This is a genomic window from Paenibacillus paludis, assembly GCF_042610515.1.
Classification (GTDB): Bacteria; Bacillota; Bacilli; order Paenibacillales; family Paenibacillaceae; genus Paenibacillus_AQ.
Map to the genome: position 1 here is coordinate 254,242 of NZ_JBGJZP010000010.1, position 26,991 is coordinate 281,232.

Below are 26,991 nucleotides of genomic sequence, written 5' to 3' on the forward strand. Positions count from 1 at the left end.
TTTGAAGAGGATTAAAATGCATTGGCCTGTGCAAACGGTGCTGCTGGTTCTGCTGCTGCTGTCAGCGGGTTGCGAGAATCGCAGCAACAGCAAGGAGCCTGCTGCATCAGCTGCCGTGAACGGGGGCGCATCCAGTTTATCAGGCACGATTGTCATGCTGACGAATCGAATCGATCTGATTGAGAATGGAACCTTCAAAGGATATGCCGACCAGTTTAAAAAGAAGTATCCGGAAGCTAATGTGGAATTCGAAGGCTTGTCCAATTATGCGAGCGACATTCTCGTCCGATTATCGACCAAGGACGCCGGGGATGTTCTGCTGCTGCCCGTTAATTTGCCGGCGAAAGAGCTTGAGCTTTTTTTTGAGCCGCTGGATAATGAAATGTCCGCCCAGGAAAGATTCACCACATTCGCCACTTACGGTGGCAAGAGGTACGGATTATCTACAGGTACGACAACCAGTGGAATCGTCTATAACAAGCGGGCTTTCGAGCAGGCGGGCATTACGCAAATTCCGCAGACCCTTGAACAATTCTACGCTGCCTGCGCCAAGCTGAAGGCGGCGGGAATTACCCCCGTCTACTTAAATTACGGAGCTGTCTGGCCGCTGCGGGAATGGGGGAATAATATGGTCAATTTTATGACCGGTGATCCCGAATACATGAACAACATGGTTCATGAGGACAGCCCGTGGCAGATTGATAATGCATGGGGGCAATCTCTGTCCATTGCCAGAACGATAATTGATAGGGGTTATGTGGAGGACGAGCTGTTCTCGAACAACTGGGAGATTTCCAAGACCAAGCTGGCGAAGGGGGAGGTCGGCATGTATCTGCTCGGAAACTGGACGATCCGCCAGGTGCTGGATGCCGGTGCTTCCGAAGGGGATATCGGATTCTTCCCGTTTCCGTATGACAATAGCAGTGAACATTATGCTCCGCTCAATCCGGACTGGTTCATTGGAGTCAGCAAATTCAGCAAGCATAAGGAGCTTTCCAAGGCCTGGGTGGAGTATTTTGTAAAAGAGACCTCTTACACGGCTGACTGGGGCTTCCTGCCTCCTGAGGGAGCTGCAGAGCCTTCTATGGAGCCATTCCGCGAGTTTCTCTCCTACAATCCCCGGTTGGTTGAGGCTACGGTGCAAAGTGACGCCTTCATAGAGATGGCGAACCGGGCGAAGCTGTCGTTCTGGTCAGGAGATTATATTCAGGAGCTGCTTGCCGCGCCGGATTTACAGCAGTCTTTTGACATGTTGAATGAGAAGTGGAAGGAAGCGCGTCAGGGCAGGAGGCTTCTCCGCAGCCATAAACGGGAATTGTTTTATAAATCAAGATTATTTTGGAGGGTTTTCATATGGCTAAAAAGGTTACCATGCAGAAAATTGCCGATCATCTCGGTGTATCCAAGTTTGTCGTCTCCAAATCGCTTTCAGGCAAGGGCGGCGTCAACGAAACAACCAGAGAGCGGGTAATCCAGGCTGCTTCACAGCTTGGCTATTTCACACAGAAGAATGCATACGTGCAAAATATAAAACGTTCCTCCCAGGGCTCAGGGAGCGACCGGAATAAGCAGTCGGTGCTGGTGCTGATGCCCAATATCCGTTCACAGACTCAGGATTCCCTCTATTGGGGCAAAATTGTTGACGGTATCGCACTTGCGCTGGATCAGGAAGGCCTCGGAATGGTGATTGTTTCCGAGCACCGTGCAGATAATTTCGTCAATATTCTGAACCCGAACGGTCTTCTCGGCCTGGTTGGGGTAGGACAGATTTCTACCTCGCTGCTGCTGGAGGTGCACCGTATCGGACTGCCGATGGTGCTGATTGATCATGAAGATCCGCTAATTCCGAGTGATACAGTATTCGCCAACAATACTGATTCCATGAACCGGCTGAGCAACCACCTGATGGCAACTGGGCATAAGCTGCTGCATTTTATCGGTAATATCCGCTACTCGCGCAGCTTCCGCGACCGCTGGATCGGCTTCCGCAGCGCCCTGGAAGAGAGTGAATTGAAGCCCCCTGCCGGTGATGACGAGATGCTTCAGCTGGAAGGTATGGATGACGCAATCATTCAAGAGCAGTTCAACCAATGGATGGCGAAGCGGAAAAAAGCCAAAACCATGCCGACTGCGCTAGTCTGCGCCAATGATTTCATCGCGCTCACAGTCAGCGAGGCGCTGAAGGAAGAAGGCTTCTCCATACCAGGCGATATCTCGGTTACGGGATTTGACAACATCGAGGATGCAACAAGAGGTGTTCCGCCGCTTACTACTGTGCATGTACCCAAGGAGGCAATGGGCCGGGCGGCAGTGGAGAAGCTGTTGAACCGGATTCATAATCCGTCAGCACCGCTGGAGAAGATTCTGATCGCTGCGGATATCGTCCACCGGGATTCAGCGGCCGGACCGCAGAGCTAAGGGGAAGGAGCAACAGCGGCCGGAAGTCCAAACATTCTCTGTAGTCACGGCCAATCCCATACTAGAAGAATTATAAGTTTATATAGTGGAGGAGTTCTAGTGAGTTATAATGTACATCTTACCCGGGCCGAACATTGGACCGAAAGTATGAATAATCCGATCTCTCTCGAAGAGGCAAAGTCCTGCTTTGACCAGAGAGATAATTTTGAGTATACTAATATGCTCTCCATGAAAGGCCCATTCGGAACAATGAGCCTTGAAGGGGATTTCTTTTATTGGTCTGTCGAAGATTTCAGTGTGCCGTTCAGCTATAAGGAAGGCAGAATTACTGTACACAGAGCGGATGAGTTTGTCATTGAGAAAATGATTGAAATCTCTGCTGCGCTGGGAGCAAGAGTACAAGGGGATGACGGCGAACTCTATAGCTGATTCGCTGCTGTACTTTACGATGAAGACAGGAGGAGATGGAATGAACCAGACGTTAGCAGATCCGACAGAACACCCGGATTGGAGACTGCCGCATTCATTTGAATGGTATGCCGGACTGGGAGGGGCGACGGGGAAATATACGTACCCCTGGAATTCCACGATCACGGGGCCCGATGCGGAGGCGATGTTCGCCGAGGAGGTTGCAGGGCTGGTGCCAGGGCAAAGAGTGCTCGATATCGGCTGCGGCCACGGGGATTTTACGATTCGCTGGAGTCCTGTGGTGAAGCAAATTGTCGGGCTGGATGTCACTGCTGATTTTATTGAATCGGCCAACAACAGAGCCCTCTCCAATGTTTCTTTTGTTACGGCCAATACCAAGCACAAGCTTCCCTTCGAAGACGGACAATTTGATTGTGCTTACAACCGTAAAGGACCGACCTCCGCATACTCCGATCTTACGAGAATCCTCACTAAAGGCGGGAGGCTGCTTGCTCTCCATCCCGGCGACCGTTTGTCGCCAGAGCTGTCCAGGCTCTTTCCCGGGCTGTTTGCACCTCAGCCGGAAGGAACTCCGGTACTGGACAAGATCAATCAACGGCTCGAGGCAAGCGGATTTACAAGCGCTGAAATCGAGATTGTTACGAGTGAGCAGTATTTTCATGAGCCGCTGGATATTGTGCGGTTGCGCTGTTTTGGCCAGACACCAGCGGTTCACGAAATGGTGTTGCAATGTATGCCTGAGATCAGCCGGATCTTCAATCAGCACCAGTCATCCCAAGGGTTGCAGGCAACCTTGGATAATTACATCGTTCGCGCAGCGGTGTAAGTTGGCACTAAGTCTGCTCAAATCTCAAAAAACAGGAAAAAATGCAAGTTTAGTTTCTCTTTTTGCGCTGTTCCGCCACCTGTATAATTTGACCTGAAACCAAGAGAGGTGTGATGTGCAGTGGCTGGGATTCCCCGCATTGAGAGAGGCTTGCGTTGCTTCATTTCGGTCATTTGTTTTCCGCTGACGATGATTCAGATGTTATGTACGCAGAGGGATGTTTCCAGATATAAACCCCAGGGACAACTGGTGGGCATGGACAAAGGCTGCCTTCATGCTCAGCTCACGGGACAAGGGGCTCATACCATTGTTCTGGAGGCGGGGATGGGAGGCTGCTCACTGGACTGGACGCTTGTGCAGCCGGAGATTTCCAGGTTTGCAAAAGTCATTTCCTACGACCGTGCGGGGCTCGGATGGAGTGGAAAGCCGCTGGAAGAGGCAACCTGCAGAAACTATGCCGTGAAGCTCAGAGACTTGCTGCAGGCACTGGATTGCGAACCTCCATATCTGCTTGTTGGCCACTCCTACGGCGGCATGATTGTAAGATCGTTTGCAGTGGAATATCCGGATGAAGTTGAGGGACTGCTTCTAGTGGACGCAGTGCATGAGAGTAGGTATCTTGCAGCAGAGATGAGTGGGCTCAGACACAAGCAATGGAGAGCCAATCTCGCACTATACAGATTAGGTTATCTATTATCGCCGACGGGTCTACTCCGGCTGCTCGGCAGGCATGTCGGCACTAGGCGATTACCTGCTCCTGTCCAAAGAATTACCCGTGCACTAGGATACCGGAATAACGCCTGCAAGACAGCGTACGCTGAAATGCTGTTTGCGGAGGAGAGTGCCCGCCAACTGTCAATGTCACCTCCATTGAGCCTTGAACTACCGATTACGGTATTAAGTGCGAGCATGCAGACTGATGAATGGAAGCGGGGGCAGGAACGGTTATCCCAATTAACCCCGAAGACAAAACACATTCTCGTTGAGAACAGCTGGCATTCAATTCAAATACATAGACCGGATATGATTATTGCTGCGATTAAAGACCTGATGACAAGTTGATGCAGATGGACCGGCGGGCAATCGGTCATTCCGCTTGCCGGTTCTTACCTCAGCCCATATAAATATAAAAAAAGAGTCCGCCAGGAGATCAACCCGGCGGACTCTTTTTACGTATGAAGTGTAGGCAATTATAGCTGCAAGTTACGGTCGATCAGTGCGATGCGCTGTTGTACGCAGGCATAGGAACGAAGCGGATCTTCCGGTGTATTCAGCACATAGTCGAGCATTTGGTCAACTGTAGTGGTAGCTACATGAATGCGGGTGTCGGAGGATGCGTAGTAAATATAGATTTCTCCGTTATCGCGGGCAATAACACCATTGCAAAACACTACGTTGGATACATCGCCGACACGTTCTTCACCGTCTGGAGCGATGAAATGACCGCCTGGAGCATGGGTAACTTTGTTAGGCTCATTCAGGTCCGACAGGAAAGCATAGAGCACATACCGCAGTCCTGCTGCTGTATTGCGTACGCCATGGGCGATGTGCAGCCAGCCGCGCGGAGTTTTGATTGGAGCCGGGCCTTGGCCGTTTTTCACTTCCTTGATGGTGTGATAATAGCGCTGGTCCATAATGGACTCGCTGGTAATTACGGCGTTTTCGATTGTATCGGACAATCCCCAGCCGATGCCGCCGCCGGAACCGGCGTCGATGAAGCCATCCTGCGGACGGGTGTAGAAGGCATATTTGCCATCCACAAATTCAGGATGCAGCACGACATTGCGCTGCTGGGCGGAACCGGTCTTCAGGTCAGCCAGACGTTCCCAGGTCTTCAGATCCTTGGTACGGGTGATGCCACACTGGGCTACAGCACTGGAGAGGTCGCCGTGCGGAGCATCCGGATCTTTACGCTCGGTGCAGAACAAGCCATAGATCCAGCCATCGGCATGTTTAACCAGACGCATGTCGTAGACATTGATATCCGGATCTTCTGTTTCAGGCAATACAACCGGATGGTCCCAGAAGCGGAAGCCGTCTACACCGCTGTCGCTTTCGGCTACGGCGAAGAAGGATTTGCGGTCATTGCCCTCAACGCGGGCTACGATATAGAACTTGCCATCCAATTCAATGGCGCCCGGGTTGAAGATGCCGTTAACGCCGATTCTTTCAGCAAAATAAGGATTGGTTGCCGGATTATAATCATAACGCCAGATCAGCGGGGCATGCTCCGCGGTGAGCAGCGGATATTGATAACGGTCATAAGTCCCGTTGCCGTAAGGCACCTTCTCATTTTTGCGTCCGATCAGGGCTTCATAACGTGCCGTTAATTGCTCTTTGCGTTCTTCGAATAAAGTTGTCATTAGATATTCTCCTTTATAGTTGATTTAAGACGTTCGATCATCTCGAAGCAGGCTCTGCTGTTATGATAAGGACACTTCCAGGCACTGACTTTCGGCTCATGCGCGAGCGGCTGCAGCTTCTCGTCAACACCCCAGTACCATTCGCCATACTTGCGGTCCACTAAATAGCTGTCAATAAAGTTCCAGGCGCCTTCGGCAGCATTCAGGAACCGCTGATTCCCTGTCAGCTGATAGGCATTGTAGAAGCCGACAACAGCTTCAGCCTGCGGCCACCAGTCCTTATCCTTGCTCAGCAGCCCGCTGCCGTCGGCCTCATTCCAGATGCCCCCGTCGCTGGCGATACCTTCTTCAAGCGCAGCTTCTGCCATACTCAGGGCAACTGTGCGCACGCGCTGGAGCAGCTTCTCATCGCCAAGCACCTCTGCGGCTTCCACCAGCAGCCAGCTGCCTTCGATATCGTGGCCGTAGGAGACGAGCTCGGATTTCACATGCCACTCCTCATCCAGGAACAGGTGGAAATGCTTGCCTTCCGTGTCAATGATATGATCAAGCATCGTTTCGATCAGCCCGGCCAGCTTAACCTTCAGCTCCTCGGATTTCCATACACGGTACAGGCCGGTATAACCCTCCAGCACATGCAGATGTGTATTCATCGACTTCTTCTCATTCATATCCTTGGCGCTTAGCGACAGATCATCCGTTACATGCCATTCACGCGACAGTGCTTCGATATATCCTTTATAAAGCGGATCATAACCGTGCTTTTCCAAGAGACGGAACAGCTCAACCGCTTGTTCCAAGGCTTGCGAATTTCCCGTAGCATGATGGAACTCGGCTAGCGCGTAGATGGCAAAAGCCTGGCCGTATACTTGCTTTTTCGGCTGGGAAGGTGCACCTAAAGCATCTACCATCCAGTAAAATCCACCGTATTCCTTATCTGTGAAATGCTCCAGCAGGTAGCTGTAGGCACGTTCAGCCATGGAGAGGTATTCAGCTTTGCGGTACATGCGGTAAGCACTCGCAAACGTCCAGAGAATTCGTGCATTAAGCACAAGGCTTTTCTCTGCGCCTTCGACAACATTCAACTGGTTATCAATTTCACCAACAAAGCCGCCGTGTTGTTCATCCAGCGTGTGTTCCATCCAGAAGCCGAGAATATTGTCCTGCAACTCCGCTTCCAGCTTCTTTAGCCAATCTTCGGGTGAGCTGTTCATTTTTCTGGTCCACTCCCATCGTTAATTATTGATTTTGGAGCCATAATACGCTTTGATGACACCTGCTGCCGACTTCCCGTACATGCAGTAATCATCATTGTCTGCCGCCTCTTTAAGCGGGTAGAGGTGTGCAGGCCAATCCCATAACATAAAGCCCCGTACCCATTCACGGCTTTCGCAGCTGCCGAACATCGCCTGGTAGAACCGGCGTTGCTCTTCTTCGCTGGGTTCACCTTGTAACGTCCAGTCATTGGGGATAGCGGCGCTCCCGGTACGGCTGGGACAACCGGCTTCCATAAAGAAGAACGGTTTGTTGTGTGACTTCACCACCGCTTCAATCCGGTCAAGCTGGGCCTCCCAGTCCTGTTCCGGATAATATCCGCTGGAGGAGATCACATCGAGGTCATCCCACCAGGTCACGTTATCCTCCTGGTATTTGTCGCAATTGTAAGTAATGATCCCGTGGTAGACCTTGCGTACCTCAGCGATCAGGGTCCGCCATTCGGCTTCACGCCGGTCGGTCTGAACCAGCTCACAGCCGATGCAGAACATTTCGCAACCGCTTTCTTCAGCGATCGCAGCATAATGCAGGATAAAGTCAGTATAAGAGCGGAACCACTCCGACCATTTGGGCTCGCAGGGAACATCCTTGTCGAAAAAGTTAATATGAGCGCGCCAAGTGCCGTCTGCACAATTGACAATCGGCTTCAGGCAGACCTTTAAAGTGAGCTCTTTGGCCTTGCGGATCGCCCAGACTACTTCTTCGTCGGTGACTGTCGGCTTCTCCCAGTACGGAATTTCCGTAGATTGCGGAGTGGCCTGAATGGCGCTGAAGGCAATTGCGGTCCAGTTCGCACCCGTAACCGATTTCATAAGCCCCATCGAAGCTTCGGCTGCTTCAGTAGTCCAGGTTCCGCGTCTGCCCATAAAGCCCCAGGTGACACCTCCGACATAATCATTAAGCAGTGACATTTGGAAACCTCGCTTTACTTAGAAGAATAGATAAAATAATGCTAACAAATAATAATATTTGTTGTGTTGTTATTATAATATTGTTATTTATTAATAACAACAATACAATTTAGTTATATACCTTTTTGTGTTTGATTTCAAGGGGGAATTAATTAAAGTAAACTGAAGACTATAAAAGAGCAACACAACACATTTTCTAACCGGCTAATGAGGCATATAATTGAAATGGTAGCGCAATCATTCGTAACGGATTTACAATTGGAGGCGGTTTCGAATTGATTAAGGTCATGATTGCGGACGATGAGGAAGTAATACGACGCGGGCTGGAGAAGATTACTTCCCGCATGGACTTGGAAGTGGAGGTCATTGGCTCATACGGCAATGGACAGGAGGCTTGGGGGCATCTTTCCAAGCTGGCCCCTGAGGATATTGATCTCCTGATTACGGACATCAAGATGCCGAGGATGGACGGCTTCAAGCTGATAGAAGAGGCCAGGGGCCATATGAAAAATTTATCCATCGCTGTGCTGAGCGGATTTAGCGAGTTTGATTATGCCCGGAGGGCCATGCGTCACGGCGTACTGGATTATCTGCTTAAGCCGATAGAGAAGGCACAATTGTACGAGCTGCTGAAGCGGGTGGAGGAGAACAAGGAACTGAAGATTGCCGTACCTGAACAGGAGAATCCTCCAGCTCAGGCTCCCGAGGGTGGAGAGCATTATGTGGTTGAACAGACCAAAAGCATTCTGGAGAAGGAATATGGCCAAAATTTTGAGCTGGAGCGTCTGGCAGAGACCGTTGGCATGAACGCAAGTTATATCAGCCGCCTGTTTAAGTTCAAGACCGGCCAGACGATAACGGATTATCTTATCGGTATTCGTATCGCGAAAGCCAAGGAGCTGCTGATTGGACAGCCTGATCTCAAAAACTATGAAATTGCCGAAAGGGTCGGTTACAGCGATCCTGTATATTTTAACAAGCTGTTCAAGAAAATGTGCGGAATGACACCAAAGGATTACAAAAGCGGATGCAGGACTCCGAAAAGCTAGCATCCGGCACCAAGTAATCTGCTCTTTAATAGGAAATGATTCGTGAAAAGGGGGGCGAAAGCCCTCCTTTTCAGGTTGTTTAATATAAGGTAGATAACAAATTTAAATTTAGAAAAACAAAAATAACAAATTGAAGACCAGAAAAAACAATTGAAACCATCGTTTTGGTTCTGGAAACGATTTATAATATATTTGTAAGCGATACCATCATTCTTTTCATAACGATTGCAGACAAAACACGAATTAACGGTGATTTATCTCAATCATGAGTGATATAGAGTGTTAGTATTTTGTTATCTAGAATCGTGAATAAAAGAGAGGGGTCAAAAGCAATGAAGAAAAGCAAAGTAATGGCTGGTTTAATGGGACTTACGCTAATGGCTGGCTTGTTCACAGGCTGTTCATCGAACAACAACGCGGAGAATGAAACAGCGAACAATAAAGGAAACGCCGGAACCAACACGGAGGCTACTGCTGCTCCTGAAGGTGATGCCGCCAAGGACATCAAAGGCGAAATCACTGTGATTACACAAAGAACGGATATTGTTGATACCGTATTCAAAGATTACGCAGCAAAATTCAATGAGAAATATCCGGACGTAAAAGTGAACTTTGAAGCACTTTCCAGCTATGAGGATCAAATCAAAATCCGTATGAGCACCGACGATTACGGTGACGTGCTGCTGCTGCCTACAAGCGTAGCGATCAAGGATCTGCCGGACTTTTTCGAGCCGCTGGGCCAAATGTCCGACCTTGAACAGAAATATACAGGGCTTGAAGAACGTTCGGTAGACGGAGTTTCCTACGGTGTTCCAATCACTGTTAACTTCTCCGGCGTAATTTACAACAAACAAGTATTTAAAGATGCGGGCATTACGGAAACACCGAGAACGATGGACCAGTTCATGACGGCTCTGCAGAGCATCAAAGATAAAACCGAAGCTGTTCCGCTGTACACGAACTATGCAGCCGGTTGGACATTGACTCAATGGGAAGCGGATTTGGCTACCGTTGCCGGCAACCGCGATTATGTGAATATCGCTCAAGTGGCTTCCGATGACAACTTCGTTAAGGGACAACCTCACTATGACCTGTACAAAGTACTGTACGATGCAGCTAAGAACGGCTTGATTGAAGAAGATCCTACAACAACAGACTGGGAATCTTCCAAGGCTGACCTGGCTAACGGAAAAATCGGTACCATGATGCTCGGATCCTGGGCGATCGGCCAAATTAAAGGAGTGGCTACAAATCCTGACGATGTAGGCTTCATGCCATTCCCTACCAATGCCGAGAAGGTTCTGGTTCCGCTGTCTGATGACTACAACCTGGGTGTCAGCGTTCACAGTAAAAATAAAGAAGCAGCAAGAGCCTGGTTGGACTGGTTCATTAATGAATCCGGCTATCCGACTACTGAAGGCGGCGGCATGAGCCCGGTTAAGGGTGCTGAGCTTCCTGAAATCCTCAAACAATTTGAAGGCACGGAAGTAACCTTTGATACACTGGCTCCTGCTAAAGCTGGAGAAGAAGGCTGGGTTGATGCCATCGACAAGGAAGCTCAAATTGGCCTCTGGCAGCCTGACTTCAAGAAAGTGATCATTGAAGCGGCTATCGGTAACCGCAAAGATTCCTATGACGATATCATGAAAGATCTGAACGATAAATGGAAAGAAGCAAGAGCAAAGGTTACTGCTGCAAAGTAAGTGCCGGTGACTGCTATAACATTTTAACTTGATAAAACGCAGGGTGAAGAAAGATTCAAGAGAACGGGAAGATGCTCAAAAAGGCATTTTCCCCTTCACTTTTGCGGCCTGGAGCTGGATTTGGAGTATAAAGCATTTGTTCTTAGGAGGTGTGGAGAGTGCCCAAATTGTCTAACTTGAGTTATAAAAATCAGCGGATTTTGATTATTTTTCTATTTTCGTTGGTTCCGCTTCTTTTACTGTTAACCTTCTCGTATTTACCGGTGTTCAAGATGTTCCAGTACAGCTTCACGAGCTGGGATGGACTCAGCAAGAAGATGGAATATGTAGGGCTCGAAAACTATAAGACCATCTTTACCAAACCGGAGTATTTTTCCGTATTTAAAGTCAGTTTGTATTACTTCTTTGCTACCTTTGTCCAAATGGGACTGGCGCTGTATTTTGCCACCATTCTAAGCTTTAATGTCCGGATGAAAAATTGGTTCAAGGGAATTCTGTTCTTCCCGACACTGCTTAACGGTGTGGCTATCGGTTTTATCTTCCTGTTCTTCTTCAAGCCGGAAGGGACTCTCAATACACTGCTTGATTTGTTGGGACTTGGAGCCTGGCAGCAGAAATGGCTGCTAAATCCTCATCTGATCAATATTTCCCTTGCTTTTGCCTCCGTCTGGAGATACATGGGAATGAACTTTATCATCTTCCTTGGAGCGATTTCCTCGATCGGAAGTGATATTTATGAAGCTTCGGAAATTGACGGCGCCAACCGCTGGCACCAGTTCAGACATATTATTATTCCGAGCATCAAACGTATATTGCAGCTCAATCTGATTCTCGCGGTAAGCGGAGCGATCGGTGTCTTCGAAATTCCGTATGTCATGACCGGCGGGTCCAATGGCAGCAGCACGTTTGTCATCCAGACCGTCGATGTGGCCTTCAAATACAGCAAGCTTGGCCTTGCTTCCGCAATGGCCGTATTGCTTCTGGGCATAGTTATACTTGTTACCATTTTACAGCGTGTTCTGATCAAGGAGGAGAAGTAAGAACTATGCATACTTTTAAATATACTGCTGCTTCTTTCTTCAAATACCTCACCTTACTGTTAGGAGCGCTGGTGGCACTTATTCCAATCGTTGTCGTCCTTTTCGCTTCACTAAAAACAAACGCCGAATATGCTTCGACCGGACCGCTAACACTGCCGGAAAATTGGCTGAATTTCTCGAACTACACCAAGGCCTTTGTCGACGGCAAAATGCTGCTTGGCTTCAAGAACACGATCATTATCGTGGTGATTTCAATCGCCGGTGCAACACTGACTGGTTCGATGATGGCTTATATCCTGTCCCGCTTCAAATTCAGAGGCAGCAAGCTGATGATGGGCGCCTTCCTGCTGGCTACGCTGATTCCGGGTGTGACGACTCAGGTGGCTACATTCCAGATCATCAACTCCCTGGAGCTGTTCAATACCCGCTGGGCGCCGATTTTGATGTACCTGGGTACAGATATTATCGCCGTTTACATCTTCATGCAGTTTCTGGATTCGATTTCGGAGTCGCTTGATGAGTCTGCGATGCTGGATGGGGCTTCGTATTGGACCATTTACTGGCGGATTATATTGCCGCTGCTGAGTCCTGCCATCGTAACGGTCATTATCGTAAAGGGCGTAAATATCTACAATGATTTTTACACCCCATTCCTGTACATGCCAAAAAGTGACCTGCAGGTCGTCTCGACTGCGCTGTTTAAATTTAAGGGCCCGTACGGTTCGCAGTGGGAGGTTATCTGCGCCGCGATCATGATTGCGATTATCCCGACACTGGTCGCTTTCGTCTCTTTGCAAAAATATATTTATAACGGGTTTGCTCAAGGTTCTGTAAAATAGTTACAGGTAGATTCAACACATTACATTTAAGAACTGCAGCGGGGCTGCAGTACCTTTGGAGGGAGACTTAACTATGAAAGAAGTAAAGTTGATTGGAAATGGTTTGCCGAATATCCCATGGCAGGACAGACCTGCAGGAAACGAAAACCCGGTCTGGAGACATAATGACAACCCGGTAATTAAGCGCAATCCGGCTAAAGGGGTTGCACGGATTTTTAACAGTGCGGTTGTTGCTTATGATGGCAGCTTTCTCGGTGTATTCCGCGTAGAGGACAACACGACCCGTCCACATCTGCGGATGGGCTACAGTGTTGACGGTCTGGACTGGAAAATCGACGATCAGCCGATTCAATTCATTGATGAAGAAGGCAATCCGTACATGCCGCGTTATGCCTACGATCCTCGTCTGGTGAAAGTCGAAGATACCTATTACATCATCTGGTGTACGGATTTCTACGGCGCGGCTATCGGCGTAGCGAAAACCCAGGACTTCAAAACCTTCATCAGCCTGGAAAATCCGTTCCTGCCGTTCAACCGTAACGGCGTGCTGTTCCCTAAAAAAATCAACGGCAATTTCGTGATGCTCTCCCGTCCGAGCGACAGCGGACATACCCCGTTCGGGGATGTGTTCCTGAGCGAAAGCCCTGACTTCGTCTACTGGGGCAAACACCGCCATGTGATGACCAAAGGCGGTCAAGGCTGGTGGCAAAGCACCAAAATTGGCGGCGGCCCTGCTCCGATTGAAACTTCCGAAGGCTGGCTGATGTTCTACCATGGCGTAACCGGAACCTGCAACGGTCTGGTATACAGCATGGGCGCAGTTATTCTGGATAAAGATGAGCCGTCGAGAGTGAAATACCGCTCCAAGAACTTCGTCCTGACACCGGAAGAATGGTACGAAGAAAGAGGTTTCGTGAACAACGTGCTCTTCCCTTGCGCTACGCTGAATGATGCCGAAACCGGCCGCATCGCGATCTATTACGGCGCTGCAGATACTTATGTAGGCGTTGCTTATACGACTGTTCAGGAAATCGTTAATTATGTGATTGATACCCATGAGGAAGTCGGCGACGACGCGGGCTTGGGCAAGATCTAATACAGGCGGCAAAAAGATAAGCAGGAGCCTCTGAGGCTTCTGCTTGATTGTTGATTAACGGGTGAAGGCAACCGCCGCCCCATTTCCCAAAATTTCACACCACCCTAAGGAGAAGATGATAAGTGACCAATGAACGATCCCTGTCCCAATTAAAAGCCTACGGGGGCAGCAGCCCGAAGCCGGAGGATTTCGACCTATTCTGGGAACGGGCGCTAAACGACCTTAACACCCAGCCGCTTGATTATGAACTTGTGCCTGCGGAATTTACCAGCGAGCTGGCGGAATGTTTCCATCTCTATTTTACCGGCGTAGGCGGAGCAAGAGTGCACTGCAAATATGTAAGACCGAAGAAGGCGGCACAAGAAAAGGGACCGGGCGTTGTCATGTTCCACGGCTACTCCTGCGACAGCGGGGACTGGATGGAGAAGGTCACTTATGCCGCTCACGGAATCAGCGTGCTGGCGATGGACTGCCGGGGTCAGGGCGGGCCGTCCGAAGACAATCTCACAGTGCAGGGAACCACGATCCGCGGCCATATTATCCGCGGTATTGATGATCCTAATCCCGACAACCTTTATTACCGCAACGTATTTCTGGATACCGCCCAGACGGCGCGTATTCTGATGGCGATGCCTGAAGTTGACCCGGCGCGGGTTGGCGCCTTCGGCCTGTCGCAAGGCGGCGGACTTACTGTAGCCTGCGCATCGCTTGAACCGCGCATTGCTATAGCTGTGCCGGTCTATCCGTTCCTGTCCGATTACAAACGGGCCTGGGAAACGAATATCACAACCTCGGCGTATGAGGAGATCAACTACTATTTCCGCTTTTTTGATCCGCATCATTTGCGCGAGGACGAGATTTTCAACCGGCTGGGTTATATTGATATTCAGAATTTGGCGGACCGGATCCAGGCTAAAGTGCTGTGGGTGACCGGTTTGGCGGATACAATCTGTCCTCCTTCAACACAATTTGCTGCATACAATAAAATCACAGCATCAAAAGACCTCATGGTTTATTATGAATACGGTCATGAGTATCTTCCATATCTTGCTGATCGGACGCTTCAGACGTTCATGACCTTGTAACGGGTGTAATCCTCCCTGCAAGAAAACAGTAGATTTGGCGGTGAATTTTTTTGAGCAAGCAAGCAAAAGGCAGTAAAGGGTTCCTAACCCGGCTGCATCCCTCCAAGTCGCTGGGGATGCGGCTATTTCTCGTGTTCTTCATCGCCACGATGGGAATTGTCCTGTCCCTCGGATATACCTCGTATTCCGTAGCCAGACAAACGATCGAGAACAACGCGCTGTCCTCCAATGAGCAGACGGTCCTACAAACGGCAGAGAAGCTGGACGTAATATTGCTGCGGTTTGAAGACAGCCTGGGACAGCTTTTTTACAACAAGGATATTCAGAATGCAGTAACGCAAGGTAATCAGTCTCCTGCAAACTTCGGGCAACCTCAGGAGCAGTCTAAAGTGATCACCGGGGAGCTGGAACATTGGCTCTCTGCAGTAAGCGGGATTCAAGCCGTGTACCTTGTACCGTTAAATGCCAGTCTCCCTATCTCTGCAACGGGAACGACTGACAGCGCCTTTGTGGAGGAGATCCGCGCATCCTCCTGGTTCAAGCAGCTGCAGGAGAAACCGCAGAGCTTATGGATTACGCAGGCATTGAAGCAAGGGGACCAGTCGGGAGTGCTGCATTTCGCCAAATCCATCGCTGGGGATGCCGGCGGCACCGGCTACATCGCTGTCTGCGATATCAAGACTACAGAACTGGAGAACCATCTCAGCAAAGTCAATCTGGGAATGGACTCCTACATTCAATTGCTGACGGACAAAGACGAGCTGATTGCCTCTTCACAGCACCAGGAGGCAGATACGTATTTGCGGCTGGGCGGAACGCTGCTGAAAGGCGTTAATCAAACCTCAGGCTCGCTGCCGACCAAGGATGAGGAAGGCGAATCCATACTTGCGGTATACGGCACACTGGAGAGCTCCGGCTGGAAAGTACTCGGGGTGGTGCCTGCTGAGAATCTGATCAAGGATGCCGCGCGTATTCTTAACACTACGTACATAGCGGTTGGCGCAGCCGCAGTAATTGCCATTATGATCGGCTTGTGGATGGTAAGGATGGTATCGAGGCCGCTATCAAAGCTGAGGCACTTGATGTTTCAGGGAGCCGAAGGCGATCTGCGTGTGCGGACCAAGATCACTTCCCGCGACGAGATCGGCCAGTTGTCCAGCTCCTTTAATGCAATGATGGAGCGGATTACAGAGCTGGTTATCCATACCAACGAGACCGCCCGCGAAGTGCTGGAGACCGCCGATGCACTAGGCAGTGCATCACGCAAGACGGCTGCTGCGGCAATGGATATTGCTGCGGCGACCGAAGAGATTGCCGGTGGTGCAGGCAATCTGGCTCTGGAAGCGGACCGCGGAAACGAAATGACCGCGGCAATCTCCGGGCAGATGGATATGGTTTTTGCTGCCGCCCATGAGATGGAAAGCACGGCGCATAGTGTAGGACAAGCTAGTGAAGAAGGCGTTGTGAAGTTAAAGGAATTGCTCGGCAGAACACAATCGACAGGCGAAATGACCCATCATCTCGTGGTGAAAGTCAATGAATTGAAGGAAACTGCTTCTTCGGTGATTAAAGTGCTTGAGGTTATGCAGAATATTACGCAGCAGACTAATATCCTGTCACTAAATGCTACGATTGAAGCGGCAAGAGCGGGGGAAGCCGGCCAGGGCTTTATGGTCGTGGCCGATGAAATCCGCCAATTGGCCGACCAATCCAAACGTTCCATTACGGTTGTAGCTGAGATTACCGACAAGATCATGAACGATATGAATGAGACTGTGGCTGCGTTATCGGATGTAGCTCCGCTGTTCAATGAACAGGTGACTTCTGTCCGCAATACCAGCGACATCTTCGTATCCGTACAGGAACAGATGAATCATTTCATCGACCGGCTGGAATCTGTCTCTTCATCGGTCGACGGACTTAACCAGTCACAACGAGTGCTGTCAGAGACGATTGGCAATGTAAGCTCCTTCGCGGAGGAATCATCAGCTGCCTCCGAGGAGGTTGCTTCCTTAAGCGGTGAGCAGCAGAATGTGAGCGATTATCTGGTTGAACTTTCCGGCAAGCTGGAACATGCTTCAAGCATGCTTAAGGAGAGACTGTCCAAATTCAGTGTCTAACCGTCTGCATGCAAAAAAGCAATGCATCCATTACACCGCTCCACCCATTTACGGGTAGAGCGGTTTTTTTCCTTACCTTGAACCGTCCAATGTAATAAATCAGCAAGGTGGGCATAATAGATCCCAGGAACAACGCAGTTGGCTGATTCGCACATACATTCAGGAGGAATGGCATTGCATAAGGTAATCCATAAACGTATATTCTGGGGCCTGCTTATTTTGTCGTCACTGCTTGCAGTCCTCATTCTAAGGCTGGCATGGGTTCAACTGCTGCTTAAGAATCAGCCGGTCCCCGGTGCGGAATATTCTCTTGCCCAGATGGCTGAGATTCAGAGTGAGCGGGAGACCGTGCTGGACAGCGGGCGTGGCCGGCTCTATGACCGGAGAGGAAATCCGCTTGCCGGTGAAACCGTTTGGGCGGCAGCCTTTTTTCCGCAGGAAGAACAACCTGCTGCTGCCATTAGCCCGGGAGCGGAAGCGGGAATGGAACCTCAACGTCGTCTTGCCGCGATCCTCGGAGTCCCATATGAGCAGCTGCAGAGCAGAATCTCCGGAGTGAAGGAGCCGTTTCTATGGCCCTCTGCCACAACCAAGACCCCCCAGGCACTGACACCGCAGCAGGCACAAGAAGTGGAGCATTTGGGTCTGGGCGGGGTCAGAGTCCTGCCGTTCTCCCGCAGATATGAGAATGAAGCGTCAGGACGGCAATGGCTGGGGTATATGTCGGAGGCTTCCAAGACGAAGGCAAAGGACTCACCCACGGGACTAAGAACTCCACTGACCGGAACGGATGGGCTGGAAAAAACCCTGGAACCGCTGCTTCAAGGTGTTGGTCACACGGAGGCATATGCCCAGGTGGATGCGCATGGCAACCGGCTTCCGGGCAGCCCTATAAAAGTGAAGGCGCCAGGGAATCCCTATTACCCCTTGTCGATCTATACGACGCTTGATAAGCAGCTTCAAGCAGGAATTGAGCAGCTGGTTACGGAGGCGGGATTGAAAGAGGGAGCTGTGGTAGTGCTGGATACCAAAAATGGTGATATACAGGCGATGGTGTCTCTGCCCTTTTATAATCCAGGGCATATTTCGCCTGAAGGCGGGGAGTGGAATAACCGGGCACTGCAGGCAGCCGCACCCGGCTCCATCTTTAAGATTGTAACGGCCGCAGCCGCGCTGGAGGCCGGGATCACCTCGCCGGACGAGAAGTTCTATTGCTCGGGGCATTATGACAAATACGGTCTGTCCTGCCAGAACGGCAAAGGACACGGTTCCCTCACGCTGGCGCAAGGGTTCGCCGTGTCCTGCAATACAGTATTTGCTTCCCTCGCCGAGCGGCTGAGCGGCGCGCAGCTTCAGGCCACCGCACTGGCGCTTGGCCTGGGAAGAGATGTAGGCTGGCAAGCGAAGGACACGCTTGGCCTGCCGCTGCTCCGGCCGCTCGCCGGGGAGCAGCAAGGAACGATCTTTACGACCCTGCTGCCGGATGACGGCGGAGCAAGGGTGCAGACAGCCATTGGCCAGCGGGATGTAAGAGTGACGCCGCTGCAGGCGGCCAATCTTGTCGTCACGCTGCTGCATGGCGGCAAGGTCAGAGCACCGCGCATTCTGCAGCGGGTCGCGTTCAGAAACGGCCAGACGCTTAAGGAGCTGCCGGGACACCTGGCTCCGGCTTCCGCCGGACAAATCTCGGAGTCGACGTCCAGGCTGCTGTTGTCCTGGATGCGGCTGGTCGTCACAGAGGGAACCGGCAGACGCCTGCAAGACGCACATTGGCCGCTGGCCGGCAAATCGGGCACGGCCCAGACCCTAGTGAAGGGAGCACCGCGCAACAATCAGTGGTTTATCGGCTACGGTCCGTTTGACCATCCACGGTATGCCGTATCCATCGCTGTGGAGAATGTGGCCCCCGGCAGTGCCCATACGGCAACTAAGCTGTTTGGTCAGGTATTCGACTTGTTGGCCGCGTCTTCGGGAGCTTGAGAGGGTTCTGTTTCACCGGTGACAGATCCTCCGGCAGTCGAAGGTTCGGCTGCTGCGAACGGTGAAACGATAAATTCCTCCTGTGGCAGGTAGATCCAGCGCTGGAGATAACCCTGCTGAATCAGCTCTTTGATCAGAATAAGCAGGATCGGAGACAGGATCAGTCCGGCTACGCCAAAGGCGGACATGGAGAAGAGTACAAAGGACAACATCAGAAACGCTGAGGATACGCCGATCGAATTGCCGGTAATCTTCGGCTCCAGCAGCTGGCGCACAATCAGCACAACCGCCAGCAGGACGAGCAGTCCGATCGCAAGCGAAGTGTTGCCCACGATAAACAAATAAATGATCCAGGGAATCAGAATCGTCGATACCCCAAGCAGCGGCAGCACATCAAATACAGCGCATACCAGCGCCATGGTGATCTCATTTCCCGTTCTCAGTATGAACAGACCGGCCAGCACAATAACGAAAGTGATGCTGATCAAGATCAGCTGGGCTTTGAGATAGGAGCCGATGGCTTTAAAAACGTTCCCTTGGACGAAAGCGAAAGCCGTCTTAAAGGTCTTGGGCATTTTATCATGAGCGATCTTGCGCCAGTCCTTGATCTCCATGCTGAGGAAAAAAGCGAGAATAATGGCAACGCCGAAATTACCCATAAAGGAGGAGAAAGAGCCAAGCACACCGACCATATACTTAAAGAAGCTGACCATCCACTTGGAAAGAATGTTGGTGGCATCGGTGAAATAGCCATTTAATTTCGTTGTAAGATCAGGCGGCAGCGCATCAATCTTATGCTGCAGATAAGTGGTGGTTTCTTTAAAATGCATTTGAAGCATCTTTGTGTATTCAGGTAAGCTATCCGAGAATTGAATGGCTTTTGTCGCAATGAGCAGTCCCGCACCGAACAAGACGCCCAGCAGAATAATCAGAAACAGCAGTACGGAAATTGCGGAGGCGAACGGTTTGCCCATTCCCTTGCGGTTCAGGAAGCGGGCCAGCGGCTCGATCAGCAGGAATACAAAAAAAGACAGGAATACCGGTGCGGCCAGTTGATACAGCTTGCTGAAACCTAGCATTACGAGATACACCGTCAGCACCACCAAACCAATATCAAAGAAGGTGCGCCAATATTTTTTGTACAGCGGCAGCATAAGTATAAACGACTCCTTTTTCAGATTACTTTTTTAGAAAATTTGACAATTTAGACTCCAATTCATTGTACACGATTTTAATAAAAAAGCGTCTTTTTCTTTGGTACCTGTGTTAAAATAGGGGGTAACGTTTTTTCGTGGGATTCTGCTCACCTAAAAACCGCGAGGCATATTATACTCTACTTGGCCGTACCCGAATATCTGCTTGCAGACGTAAGACGAGCCAAAGTCAACTCTGGAAAAGCGGTGAATATACATGCAGACTTTGCTGCTCTGGTTATTTTACATCTCGACCTTTTATGCGTTCATTCCTGGAATGATCAGCCGGATCTTCGGTTACCGCGTATTCCGCAAAGGGATTGGGCGCTCCGAATTTGCTCTGACCTTTGATGATGGTCCTGATCCGCACTATACACCACTTTTACTGGATCTGCTTAAACGTTATGATGCCAAGGCGACCTTCTTTGTAGTCGGGGCGCATGCCGAAGAGAATCCGGAACTTATTAAGCGTATGCATGATGAGGGACATCTTATCGGCATTCATAATTATGTGCACAAGAGCAACTGGGTGATGCGTCCCGCTACTGTCAGGCGGCAGATTCAACGCACGGATGATATTATTTTCAGTATTACCGGGGAGCGGAGCACCTATTACCGTCCGCCGTGGGGGATAGTCAATCTGTTCGACTTCTCCAAACGCCGCCAGGTTCAAATTGTGCTCTGGTCGGCTATGTTCGGCGACTGGAAAGAGAAGCTTGGCGCAGACCGGCTGACCGAGAAGCTGATCGACAAGCTGAACCCGGGCGAAGTGATGCTGCTCCATGACTGCGGGACAACACTCGGTGCAGATCCGAAAGCGCCGGAGCATATGCTGGTTGCCCTGGAACGGATGCTCGAGGAAGCGCGGCTTCGGGGCTTGCGCAGCATCCGGATCGACCAGATGATTAAGACTGTGCAGAACTCGCCGATTCAGCGGATCTCCTACGGCAAACGGCTGATTGTCGGCCTGTGGCTGGCCTGGGAGCAAGTCTTCCAGTTCCTTTTCCGCTTAAAGACGATCTCACCGGCTGACCCGTTCCTCCATTACCGGCTGCGCAAATATCAAGGCGGCCCCGTGCAGATGGAAGGCGGCGAGGTCTTGAACAAAGGCGATAAGGTCATTGAGCTGCATATCGACAATCGGCAGCTGTTCGAGATTGGCATGAATTCCCGCTCTTCGGCACAGCTTGCAATCCGCATGATCCGCAGGATGGAAAAGGATCTGCCGGTGCTTGCGGAGCAAATTGCCGGCGATGTGGATTTGGCCGAGGCCAAGGCGCTGTACGGTGTCAGCATGCTCAACCGCGGGCCGGAAAAATTCGGCTTCATGGTCCTGGATCTGCCGAACGGCTGGTTTGCCCGTTCCTCCAAGTTTTATTTAAGTCTTCTGCTTAGTGTTATTCATCCCTCAGGCGGTGAGAGGCTGAAAGTCCGCAGCGAGGCTCTGATCCCCAAGATGATTCTGATGCCCACTTCACAGCTCTTGGATCAGATGAATCAGCAGCGCCCGCAGAAACAAGCGAACCCGCGTGAGTGTATTCGCGAAGAAGAGTTGACCCTGGAAGCTGAACTGCCGGGAGCGACGGTTATGCATTGATTTGAGGATTCCCGAACTTTTATATAATTCGATATAGCTGGCTTAAAATGCTCCGGCAGCCGTAATTGGCTGACGGGGCATTTTTTTGTTTTTGTATAAGGAAATATGCAATGTGATAAAGAAAGGAATCACTTTAAGGACTGTCGAATATTTTGTTTTATCACGGAGGTGACATATGAAAGAGCGTAATTCTACTTACAATATTGGCAATGTTGCTCTAGGTTTTGAAGAAGAGGTTGAGCGGCTGAAAGTACAAACAATGATGGGGTGGGATAAAGAGTTTCGTAACTTACAATGGTATGGGCTGCAGGATGGAATGAGCGTGTTAGAACTTGGAAGTGGTCCCAGTTTCGTTACCGAACAATTGGTTCATAGTTTGCCGGAAAGTGAGATTACAGCTTTGGAAATTGATCAAAAGCTACTGGCTGAAGCTAAAAACCGGTTACATCATATCCCTTCGTCCAAACTGCGGTTTGTACATTCTTCTGTTTATGACACCGGGCTCCCTGATCATTCCTATGATTTTGCTATTGCAAGGTTACTGTTTCTTCATTTGCATAATCCGGTGGAGGCTGCAAGAGAAATTTATCGTGTACTAAAGCCTGGGGGGAAGCTTGTCATTATCGATATTGATGACGGGATTTTTGGAGCGGTTAGCCCGGATGTGGATTTACTGCCTTCTGTGATAAAGAAGCTGGCGGATCATCAAGCTGCAAAAGGGGGCAATCGGTATATCGGCAGGGGGCTGCCACGACTCTTAGCACAGGCAGGTTATAGCGATTTAGATATGGATACTGTTATCCAGCATAGTGATCTTCATGGAATGGAAGGTTTTAAACGGCAGTTTGATATTAACCGGTTTAGGGTTTTTTACAATAAGGGAATTATCAATGAAGAAGAATATGAACAATTACAACAAGTCTCTGAGAATTTTAATAATTCCCCTGAAGCCTATGCGATGATGACCTTTGTGATGGCATGTGGTAAAAAACCAGAGGACCGCTGAACGAACGGGTAACCTTATCCTAACAAACACACCAACACGGCATCCGTTGTACCTGCTGCCGTGTTGGTGTAACATCTGTGCAGAAGATCACACTATTTAGCGTTTATTCATAGCATCCCCGGATACAGTCTAGTCGCCAATAGGGGCAAATTTATTCTCTACAGTAATATTGGAGAACTTTGCATAGTTCAGTTGCTCAATCACATTTGCAACATCATTGCTGTCAACAGCAAATCCGACATATACCGAACCTTGCATAACGATTGTCCGCTTGCCGATCGGTGTCCATTTATTTCCGTCTATAGATCCATAAGCATAGAAAGTATCTCCCTGACGGCCAAGTTTAAGCCAATAGCCTTGCTCCACACCATTAATCTTGAACGGAATATCCGGAAGTAGTTGAATCCCGGCTTTTTCGGCAGCAGAAGGGCTGTCTAAAGTTTCGGTCAATACATCAAATTCTCCGCCCTTAAGGTTTCTTCCCGTCAGATAAGCTGACCAGGCGGTAGCTTTAAATAACTTCACCCAGGAGAGGCCTAGGGCCGTAGCAGCACTGTCTTCTTTCAAGTCATCGCGGATCATCAGTCCTGTGAAGGCATGGTTGTCAACGTCTCCAATCTTCTCCAGCTTCGCGGTAACCGCCATATCTCCGTTCATTTCTTTATACACAAAGTGAAAGTCGTCTTTGGCCGCATTGTTCGCATCTGATCGTTCAAGGCTGCCTTCGCTACTTCCAAGCTTTCCGTTACCTTTAACGGTGATCACATCGCCGGTCATGCTTCCGGAACCTTTAATGTCCGGCTTGCCGATATCTTTGGAGGTCCAGCCCTTGCCAGCCAAAGCAGAGGAGGAGGTATTGACATAGATGTTGGCGGCAGTGGTTTGTGTCTCATTTCCTTTGGTATCCGTGACTCTTGCAGAGATATAGTGGGAAGCATCCTCTAGTCCCTTGATCGAATAGGTGTAAGTGTTGCCTTTCTTCACTGCATCTCCAAGATATTTAGATCCATTGTATACAGCAACTTTCTTTATTTTATGTCCGAATTTGGAAGAGGCTTTGATTTTAACTTCGATCTCTTTCCCTAAAGCAAATTGGGTATTGTTCCCTGGTGCCATGAGGCTGGCTTCGGGATTTTCGGCAACATGGTCCATACCGGCAAGACCGTTAGTATAAAGTTCAAGCCATGTATAACCGCTTTCTGTAATTGTTTTATAGGCATCCTTGATGCCCCAGATATTATTCTTCTTTTCCCACTTGTCGTCTATGCCGTTTTGATTGGTGTCAAATTGATCCTCTCTCTGTTTTTCTACGACACCAAAGGCCGAGAGGTATCCCCCAACCTCATGTTCCGTGTTGATATATCTTCCCGAGCCTTGCTCTACTTCCGCAACAATTCTTGCGTCGATAGCGCCGCGACGCGGGTAGGTAGCTCCCGCTTGTTGCAGAATGCTTCTTAGTAACGGTTGGTTAGCAGGTTTTACACCGGAATTAACGTAATCATCAAATGCTTTATTGGTAGTACCGTGATTTACCCCCGTACTGTCCGCCGAAAGATACGGCTTGCTTACTAAGTTCGTCATTTGATCACCGCTGTTGTCACCGGAAAATTTCACAGTATCAGAGGATTCATTCAGCAAACCAGTAAGCTCCCCGCTGATTCGGTTCCCCGCGATGTAGAAGCCGCCAAGCTTCTTGGATTCCCCGGCATCAATAACCCTTTGAGTCACGTTATCTCTTGTACCTGGACCGGCAATTTCGATATTGTTCATAAAATTAGTGAAGGTAAAACCCCCGCCATAAGTTCCATTAAAGCCCCAATTATAAATTACGTTGTTGGAGAACTGAACAACTGCGACATGCTCTGCATCCGCAGCACCTGCATAACCGCCGCCCAGCCTTGGGTTGCGCGAGGTGTGGTTCGCGTACAGATTGTGATGGAACGTTGTTTTATCTCCGCCTGAAATACCGCCATAGCCATGTCTTCCTTTGGTATGCCCGGACAGAGTCAGACTTTCCGAAATCATGGACCACTGGATTGTACCGTTTTCGCCTCTGTATAACGATAAGGTTTCATCCGTGTTCCAGCTGAAGGAACAATGGTCAATAAGGAAGTAGTTGTTGTCCCTGCCCCAAAGCGCATCCATTGAATCGCTGCCGCTAAATACATTGGTGGCACCCGGACGGAAAGAGATATAGCGAAGAATGATGTTTTCCGAATTGCTGATATCGGTATCCCAACCTGCAATCGTGATTCCATTGCCTGGGGCGGTTTGCCCGGCGATGGACAGGTTTTTGATATTGTTGAGCCGCAGGGTGCTTTTCAGTTCAATCGTTCCGGAAACATGAAAAACAATCGTACGCCCCTCTTTAGGTGTAGATACAATCCCATACCGAAGAGACCCTTCAATCGGTTTGTCATTGACAGCGTAATCTTTGAGGGTGGTTACGATAAATACATCGCCTCCCCGGCCACCGCTGGTATAGGCGCCTCCACCTTCCGCGCCCGGAAAGGCTATAATTGAGGCACCTGTAAAAATCTTGTCTCCATCTGCCTGTCCTGAGGCATCAAGAGGCTGGATTCCCAAAAATGAAAACGCTACCGAAATACTCGTGAAAACGGCTAAAACCTTGTTGAATCTTTTACTCTTTCTGTTCATCTTTTGACGTATAACATGGATGCAGCCTTATCTTGAGGCAGTGCTCCTGTTATACTTCCTCCTTTCAGTCAAATGTTGTGGGTACGTACGTGATTTTTTGTTTCTTTTTACTGCAACAAGCAGACTACTGCTAATACTTTAAAACTTTTAGGCTGCATTTACCTGCCAAAAAGATATTATTTTGTGCCAACTATTGCTCTTGGTTCTTGCGCAGATGAGCAAATCCATATTATGTTCTTAGTATTGCAGAAATTTCACTGCTTGCTATTCCGTGACGATAGGGAGGAAGAGATGAATATTAAATATCAGAATCGTGACCAGGCGTTTCATTCCTTTATTTCAACCAATAACACCTATCCTCTTCATCTGCATAAGAATGTAGAGATCACGATGGTTTTGTCCGGCAAAATCAATATCAGCATCAATGGACAAGATTATGTTTTGTCTGAGGGGGACATGGCGATCATTTTTTCCAATCAACCTCATAGCTACAAAACGATAGAGAAGAACCAGATCCTGCTGATCTTTTTCGATGCCACATTTCCGGGGGATTTCACGGGGGAGTTGTTTAATCATGTCCCGGATAACCCTGTAATCCCCAAGCATCAGATGCTTCCGGGCCTGCTGACAACCTTGTATACACTATATAAAGAACAATGTGACAATCGTTTGCTCAAGGCTTACACCTCTGTAGTACTAGGGCACGCTTTGCCATTATTGTTAATGAAAAAAGTAGACTACAAGAAAGAAGTGGATCTCATTCCCAAAATTCTCGCTTATATCGACATTCACTTTTTAGATCATATAGATCTGGATACGCTTTCAAAAGAGCTTGGCATCAGCAAATTTATTATTTCCCGCATCTTTTCTGAACAGTTCCACATCTCTTTTCGGGATTATATTAATGGACAGCGGGCAGCCTTTGCCCACATGCTGCTGTTATCAACTACCCATCCGGTCACCGATATCGCGTTTGATTCCGGATTCAACAGTTTGCGCTCATTCTATCGTGTTTTTAAAAAGGAATATGGAATAACCCCTAATGAATTCCGCCGAAAAGTATCCGAGGATTGAAAATAAGATTGTTGCCTAGGCGAATAGAATATGTGTTGAAGAAGAACATTTAAACATGAAAGTTGTTAGGCCTAAAGATGTTGAGTTCTTTATCGGTCAGGCATTTGAGAAGGATGAACTAACCCACATTCACGATACCTAGAGCGTGACTTCAAACTGGAAGAGTTCTGGGGAAGCAGGGAATTTAGTATTGAAAGTAGGGTCCCTAAAGCCTGCAGCGGGTTCGTGTACTCGTAAACATTCCTGTATACGCTAAGTTTTCAGCTTAGACAAAAACAAGAGCGCCTCGTATGATGGGGGTGTGAGGGGTCTACAGCCCTAAAAACCCA

21 protein-coding genes are annotated in these 26,991 nt (G+C 49.4%); 16 read left to right on the forward strand and 5 right to left on the reverse strand.

All coding sequences use genetic code 11. From position 1 onward, the window contains the following. The first annotated feature begins 1 nt into the window (after position 1). The 5 genes from ACAN56_RS20620 (at position 2) to ACAN56_RS20640 (ending at position 4,735) form a co-directional block, all read left to right on the forward strand. On the forward strand, positions 2–1,471 hold the full coding sequence (locus ACAN56_RS20620; protein ID WP_379145477.1) for an ABC transporter substrate-binding protein: 1,470 nt from the start codon (positions 2–4) through the stop codon (positions 1,469–1,471). Further along, positions 1,354–2,418, forward strand: a complete 1,065-nt coding sequence (locus ACAN56_RS20625; protein ID WP_076114236.1) for a LacI family DNA-binding transcriptional regulator — start codon at positions 1,354–1,356, stop codon at positions 2,416–2,418. The genes ACAN56_RS20620 and ACAN56_RS20625 overlap by 118 nt, the downstream gene beginning before the upstream one ends. Positions 2,419–2,517: 99 nt before the next feature. After that, complete coding sequence (locus ACAN56_RS20630; protein WP_379145480.1) at positions 2,518–2,847, forward strand: hypothetical protein; 330 nt, start codon at positions 2,518–2,520, stop codon at positions 2,845–2,847. A 40-nt stretch (positions 2,848–2,887) separates the two neighbouring features. Then, positions 2,888–3,673, forward strand: coding sequence for a class I SAM-dependent methyltransferase (locus ACAN56_RS20635; protein WP_038588125.1), 786 nt, complete (start codon positions 2,888–2,890; stop codon positions 3,671–3,673). A gap of 120 nt (positions 3,674–3,793) precedes the next feature. Further along, positions 3,794–4,735, forward strand: coding sequence for an alpha/beta fold hydrolase (locus ACAN56_RS20640; protein WP_379145483.1), 942 nt, complete (start codon positions 3,794–3,796; stop codon positions 4,733–4,735). A 128-nt stretch (positions 4,736–4,863) separates the two neighbouring features. On the opposite strand, the gene ACAN56_RS20645 is transcribed toward ACAN56_RS20640, so the two are convergent. Genes ACAN56_RS20645 through ACAN56_RS20655 form a run of 3 tightly spaced genes read right to left on the reverse strand, consistent with a single transcriptional unit; the run spans position 4,864 to position 8,222 of the window. Next, a complete protein-coding gene (locus ACAN56_RS20645) occupies positions 4,864–6,036 on the reverse strand; it encodes a glycoside hydrolase family 130 protein (protein WP_038588128.1) in 1,173 nt (390 codons plus the stop codon). Continuing rightward, on the reverse strand, positions 6,036–7,250 hold the full coding sequence (locus ACAN56_RS20650; RefSeq protein ID WP_379145486.1) for an AGE family epimerase/isomerase: 1,215 nt from the start codon (positions 7,248–7,250) through the stop codon (positions 6,036–6,038). Before ACAN56_RS20650 ends, ACAN56_RS20645 begins: the two co-directional genes overlap by 1 nt. Before the next feature lie 21 nt (positions 7,251–7,271). Continuing rightward, the gene (locus tag ACAN56_RS20655; protein WP_379145488.1) at positions 7,272–8,222 is read right to left on the reverse strand and encodes a glycoside hydrolase family 113; all 951 of its coding nucleotides are present in this window, start codon (positions 8,220–8,222) and stop codon (positions 7,272–7,274) included. A 275-nt stretch (positions 8,223–8,497) separates the two neighbouring features. On the opposite strand from ACAN56_RS20655, the gene ACAN56_RS20660 reads away from it, so the two are divergent. The 8 genes from ACAN56_RS20660 (at position 8,498) to ACAN56_RS20695 (ending at position 19,134) form a co-directional block, all read left to right on the forward strand. Continuing rightward, positions 8,498–9,271 (forward strand): response regulator transcription factor, encoded by a 774-nt coding sequence (locus ACAN56_RS20660; protein WP_038588137.1) that lies wholly within the window; start codon positions 8,498–8,500, stop codon positions 9,269–9,271. Positions 9,272–9,603: 332 nt separating this feature from the next. Beyond that, positions 9,604–10,974 carry an extracellular solute-binding protein gene (locus ACAN56_RS20665; RefSeq protein WP_038588140.1) on the forward strand — a complete coding sequence of 457 codons (1,371 nt, stop codon included), beginning with the start codon at positions 9,604–9,606 and terminating at the stop codon, positions 10,972–10,974. Between the two features lie 158 nt (positions 10,975–11,132). Further along, positions 11,133–12,014, forward strand: a complete 882-nt coding sequence (locus ACAN56_RS20670) for a carbohydrate ABC transporter permease (RefSeq protein WP_038588143.1) — start codon at positions 11,133–11,135, stop codon at positions 12,012–12,014. 5 nt (positions 12,015–12,019) lie between these two features. Beyond that, complete coding sequence (locus ACAN56_RS20675; RefSeq protein WP_038588146.1) at positions 12,020–12,853, forward strand: carbohydrate ABC transporter permease; 834 nt, start codon at positions 12,020–12,022, stop codon at positions 12,851–12,853. Positions 12,854–12,926: 73 nt separating this feature from the next. After that, complete coding sequence (locus tag ACAN56_RS20680) at positions 12,927–13,949, forward strand: glycoside hydrolase family 130 protein (protein WP_038588149.1); 1,023 nt, start codon at positions 12,927–12,929, stop codon at positions 13,947–13,949. 122 nt (positions 13,950–14,071) lie between these two features. After that, positions 14,072–15,034: an acetylxylan esterase gene (locus tag ACAN56_RS20685; RefSeq protein ID WP_379145493.1), complete on the forward strand. Its 963-nt coding sequence runs from the start codon at positions 14,072–14,074 to the stop codon at positions 15,032–15,034. A 50-nt stretch (positions 15,035–15,084) separates the two neighbouring features. After that, positions 15,085–17,154 (forward strand): methyl-accepting chemotaxis protein, encoded by a 2,070-nt coding sequence (locus tag ACAN56_RS20690; protein WP_379145496.1) that lies wholly within the window; start codon positions 15,085–15,087, stop codon positions 17,152–17,154. Between the two features lie 174 nt (positions 17,155–17,328). Next, positions 17,329–19,134, forward strand: coding sequence for a peptidoglycan D,D-transpeptidase FtsI family protein (locus ACAN56_RS20695; RefSeq protein WP_379145498.1), 1,806 nt, complete (start codon positions 17,329–17,331; stop codon positions 19,132–19,134). Here the strand turns inward: ACAN56_RS20695 and ACAN56_RS20700 are convergent. After that, the gene (locus ACAN56_RS20700; RefSeq protein ID WP_379145500.1) at positions 19,095–20,288 is read right to left on the reverse strand and encodes an AI-2E family transporter; all 1,194 of its coding nucleotides are present in this window, start codon (positions 20,286–20,288) and stop codon (positions 19,095–19,097) included. The genes ACAN56_RS20695 and ACAN56_RS20700 overlap by 40 nt on opposite strands. A 256-nt stretch (positions 20,289–20,544) precedes the next feature. Between ACAN56_RS20700 and ACAN56_RS20705 the strand changes: the two genes are divergently transcribed. Next, positions 20,545–21,924, forward strand: a complete 1,380-nt coding sequence (locus tag ACAN56_RS20705; RefSeq protein WP_379145502.1) for a polysaccharide deacetylase family protein — start codon at positions 20,545–20,547, stop codon at positions 21,922–21,924. A 175-nt stretch (positions 21,925–22,099) separates the two neighbouring features. Continuing rightward, positions 22,100–22,930: a methyltransferase domain-containing protein gene (locus tag ACAN56_RS20710; protein ID WP_379145504.1), complete on the forward strand. Its 831-nt coding sequence runs from the start codon at positions 22,100–22,102 to the stop codon at positions 22,928–22,930. Positions 22,931–23,059: 129 nt separating this feature from the next. On the opposite strand, the gene ACAN56_RS20715 is transcribed toward ACAN56_RS20710, so the two are convergent. Further along, positions 23,060–25,516, reverse strand: a complete 2,457-nt coding sequence (locus ACAN56_RS20715; RefSeq protein ID WP_379145507.1) for a pectate lyase family protein — start codon at positions 25,514–25,516, stop codon at positions 23,060–23,062. A gap of 255 nt (positions 25,517–25,771) precedes the next feature. Between ACAN56_RS20715 and ACAN56_RS20720 the strand changes: the two genes are divergently transcribed. Beyond that, positions 25,772–26,662, forward strand: coding sequence for a helix-turn-helix domain-containing protein (locus ACAN56_RS20720; protein WP_379145509.1), 891 nt, complete (start codon positions 25,772–25,774; stop codon positions 26,660–26,662). Positions 26,663–26,991 lie beyond the last annotated feature (329 nt).

What these genes read in the sequence shown, in the direction of transcription:
- ACAN56_RS20625 (WP_076114236.1), top strand. Translation starts at nt 1,354, where the DNA reads ATGGCTAAAAAGGTTACCATGCAGAAAATTGCCGATCATCTCGGTGTA.
- ACAN56_RS20635 (WP_038588125.1), top strand. Translation starts at nt 2,888, where the DNA reads ATGAACCAGACGTTAGCAGATCCGACAGAACACCCGGATTGGAGACTG.
- ACAN56_RS20645 (WP_038588128.1), bottom strand. Translation starts at nt 6,036, where the DNA reads ATGACAACTTTATTCGAAGAACGCAAAGAGCAATTAACGGCACGTTAT.
- ACAN56_RS20650 (WP_379145486.1), bottom strand. Translation starts at nt 7,250, where the DNA reads ATGAACAGCTCACCCGAAGATTGGCTAAAGAAGCTGGAAGCGGAGTTG.
- ACAN56_RS20655 (WP_379145488.1), bottom strand. Translation starts at nt 8,222, where the DNA reads ATGTCACTGCTTAATGATTATGTCGGAGGTGTCACCTGGGGCTTTATG.
- ACAN56_RS20665 (WP_038588140.1), top strand. Translation starts at nt 9,604, where the DNA reads ATGAAGAAAAGCAAAGTAATGGCTGGTTTAATGGGACTTACGCTAATG.
- ACAN56_RS20675 (WP_038588146.1), top strand. Translation starts at nt 12,020, where the DNA reads ATGCATACTTTTAAATATACTGCTGCTTCTTTCTTCAAATACCTCACC.
- ACAN56_RS20680 (WP_038588149.1), top strand. Translation starts at nt 12,927, where the DNA reads ATGAAAGAAGTAAAGTTGATTGGAAATGGTTTGCCGAATATCCCATGG.
- ACAN56_RS20700 (WP_379145500.1), bottom strand. Translation starts at nt 20,288, where the DNA reads ATGCTGCCGCTGTACAAAAAATATTGGCGCACCTTCTTTGATATTGGT.
- ACAN56_RS20705 (WP_379145502.1), top strand. Translation starts at nt 20,545, where the DNA reads ATGCAGACTTTGCTGCTCTGGTTATTTTACATCTCGACCTTTTATGCG.
- ACAN56_RS20710 (WP_379145504.1), top strand. Translation starts at nt 22,100, where the DNA reads ATGAAAGAGCGTAATTCTACTTACAATATTGGCAATGTTGCTCTAGGT.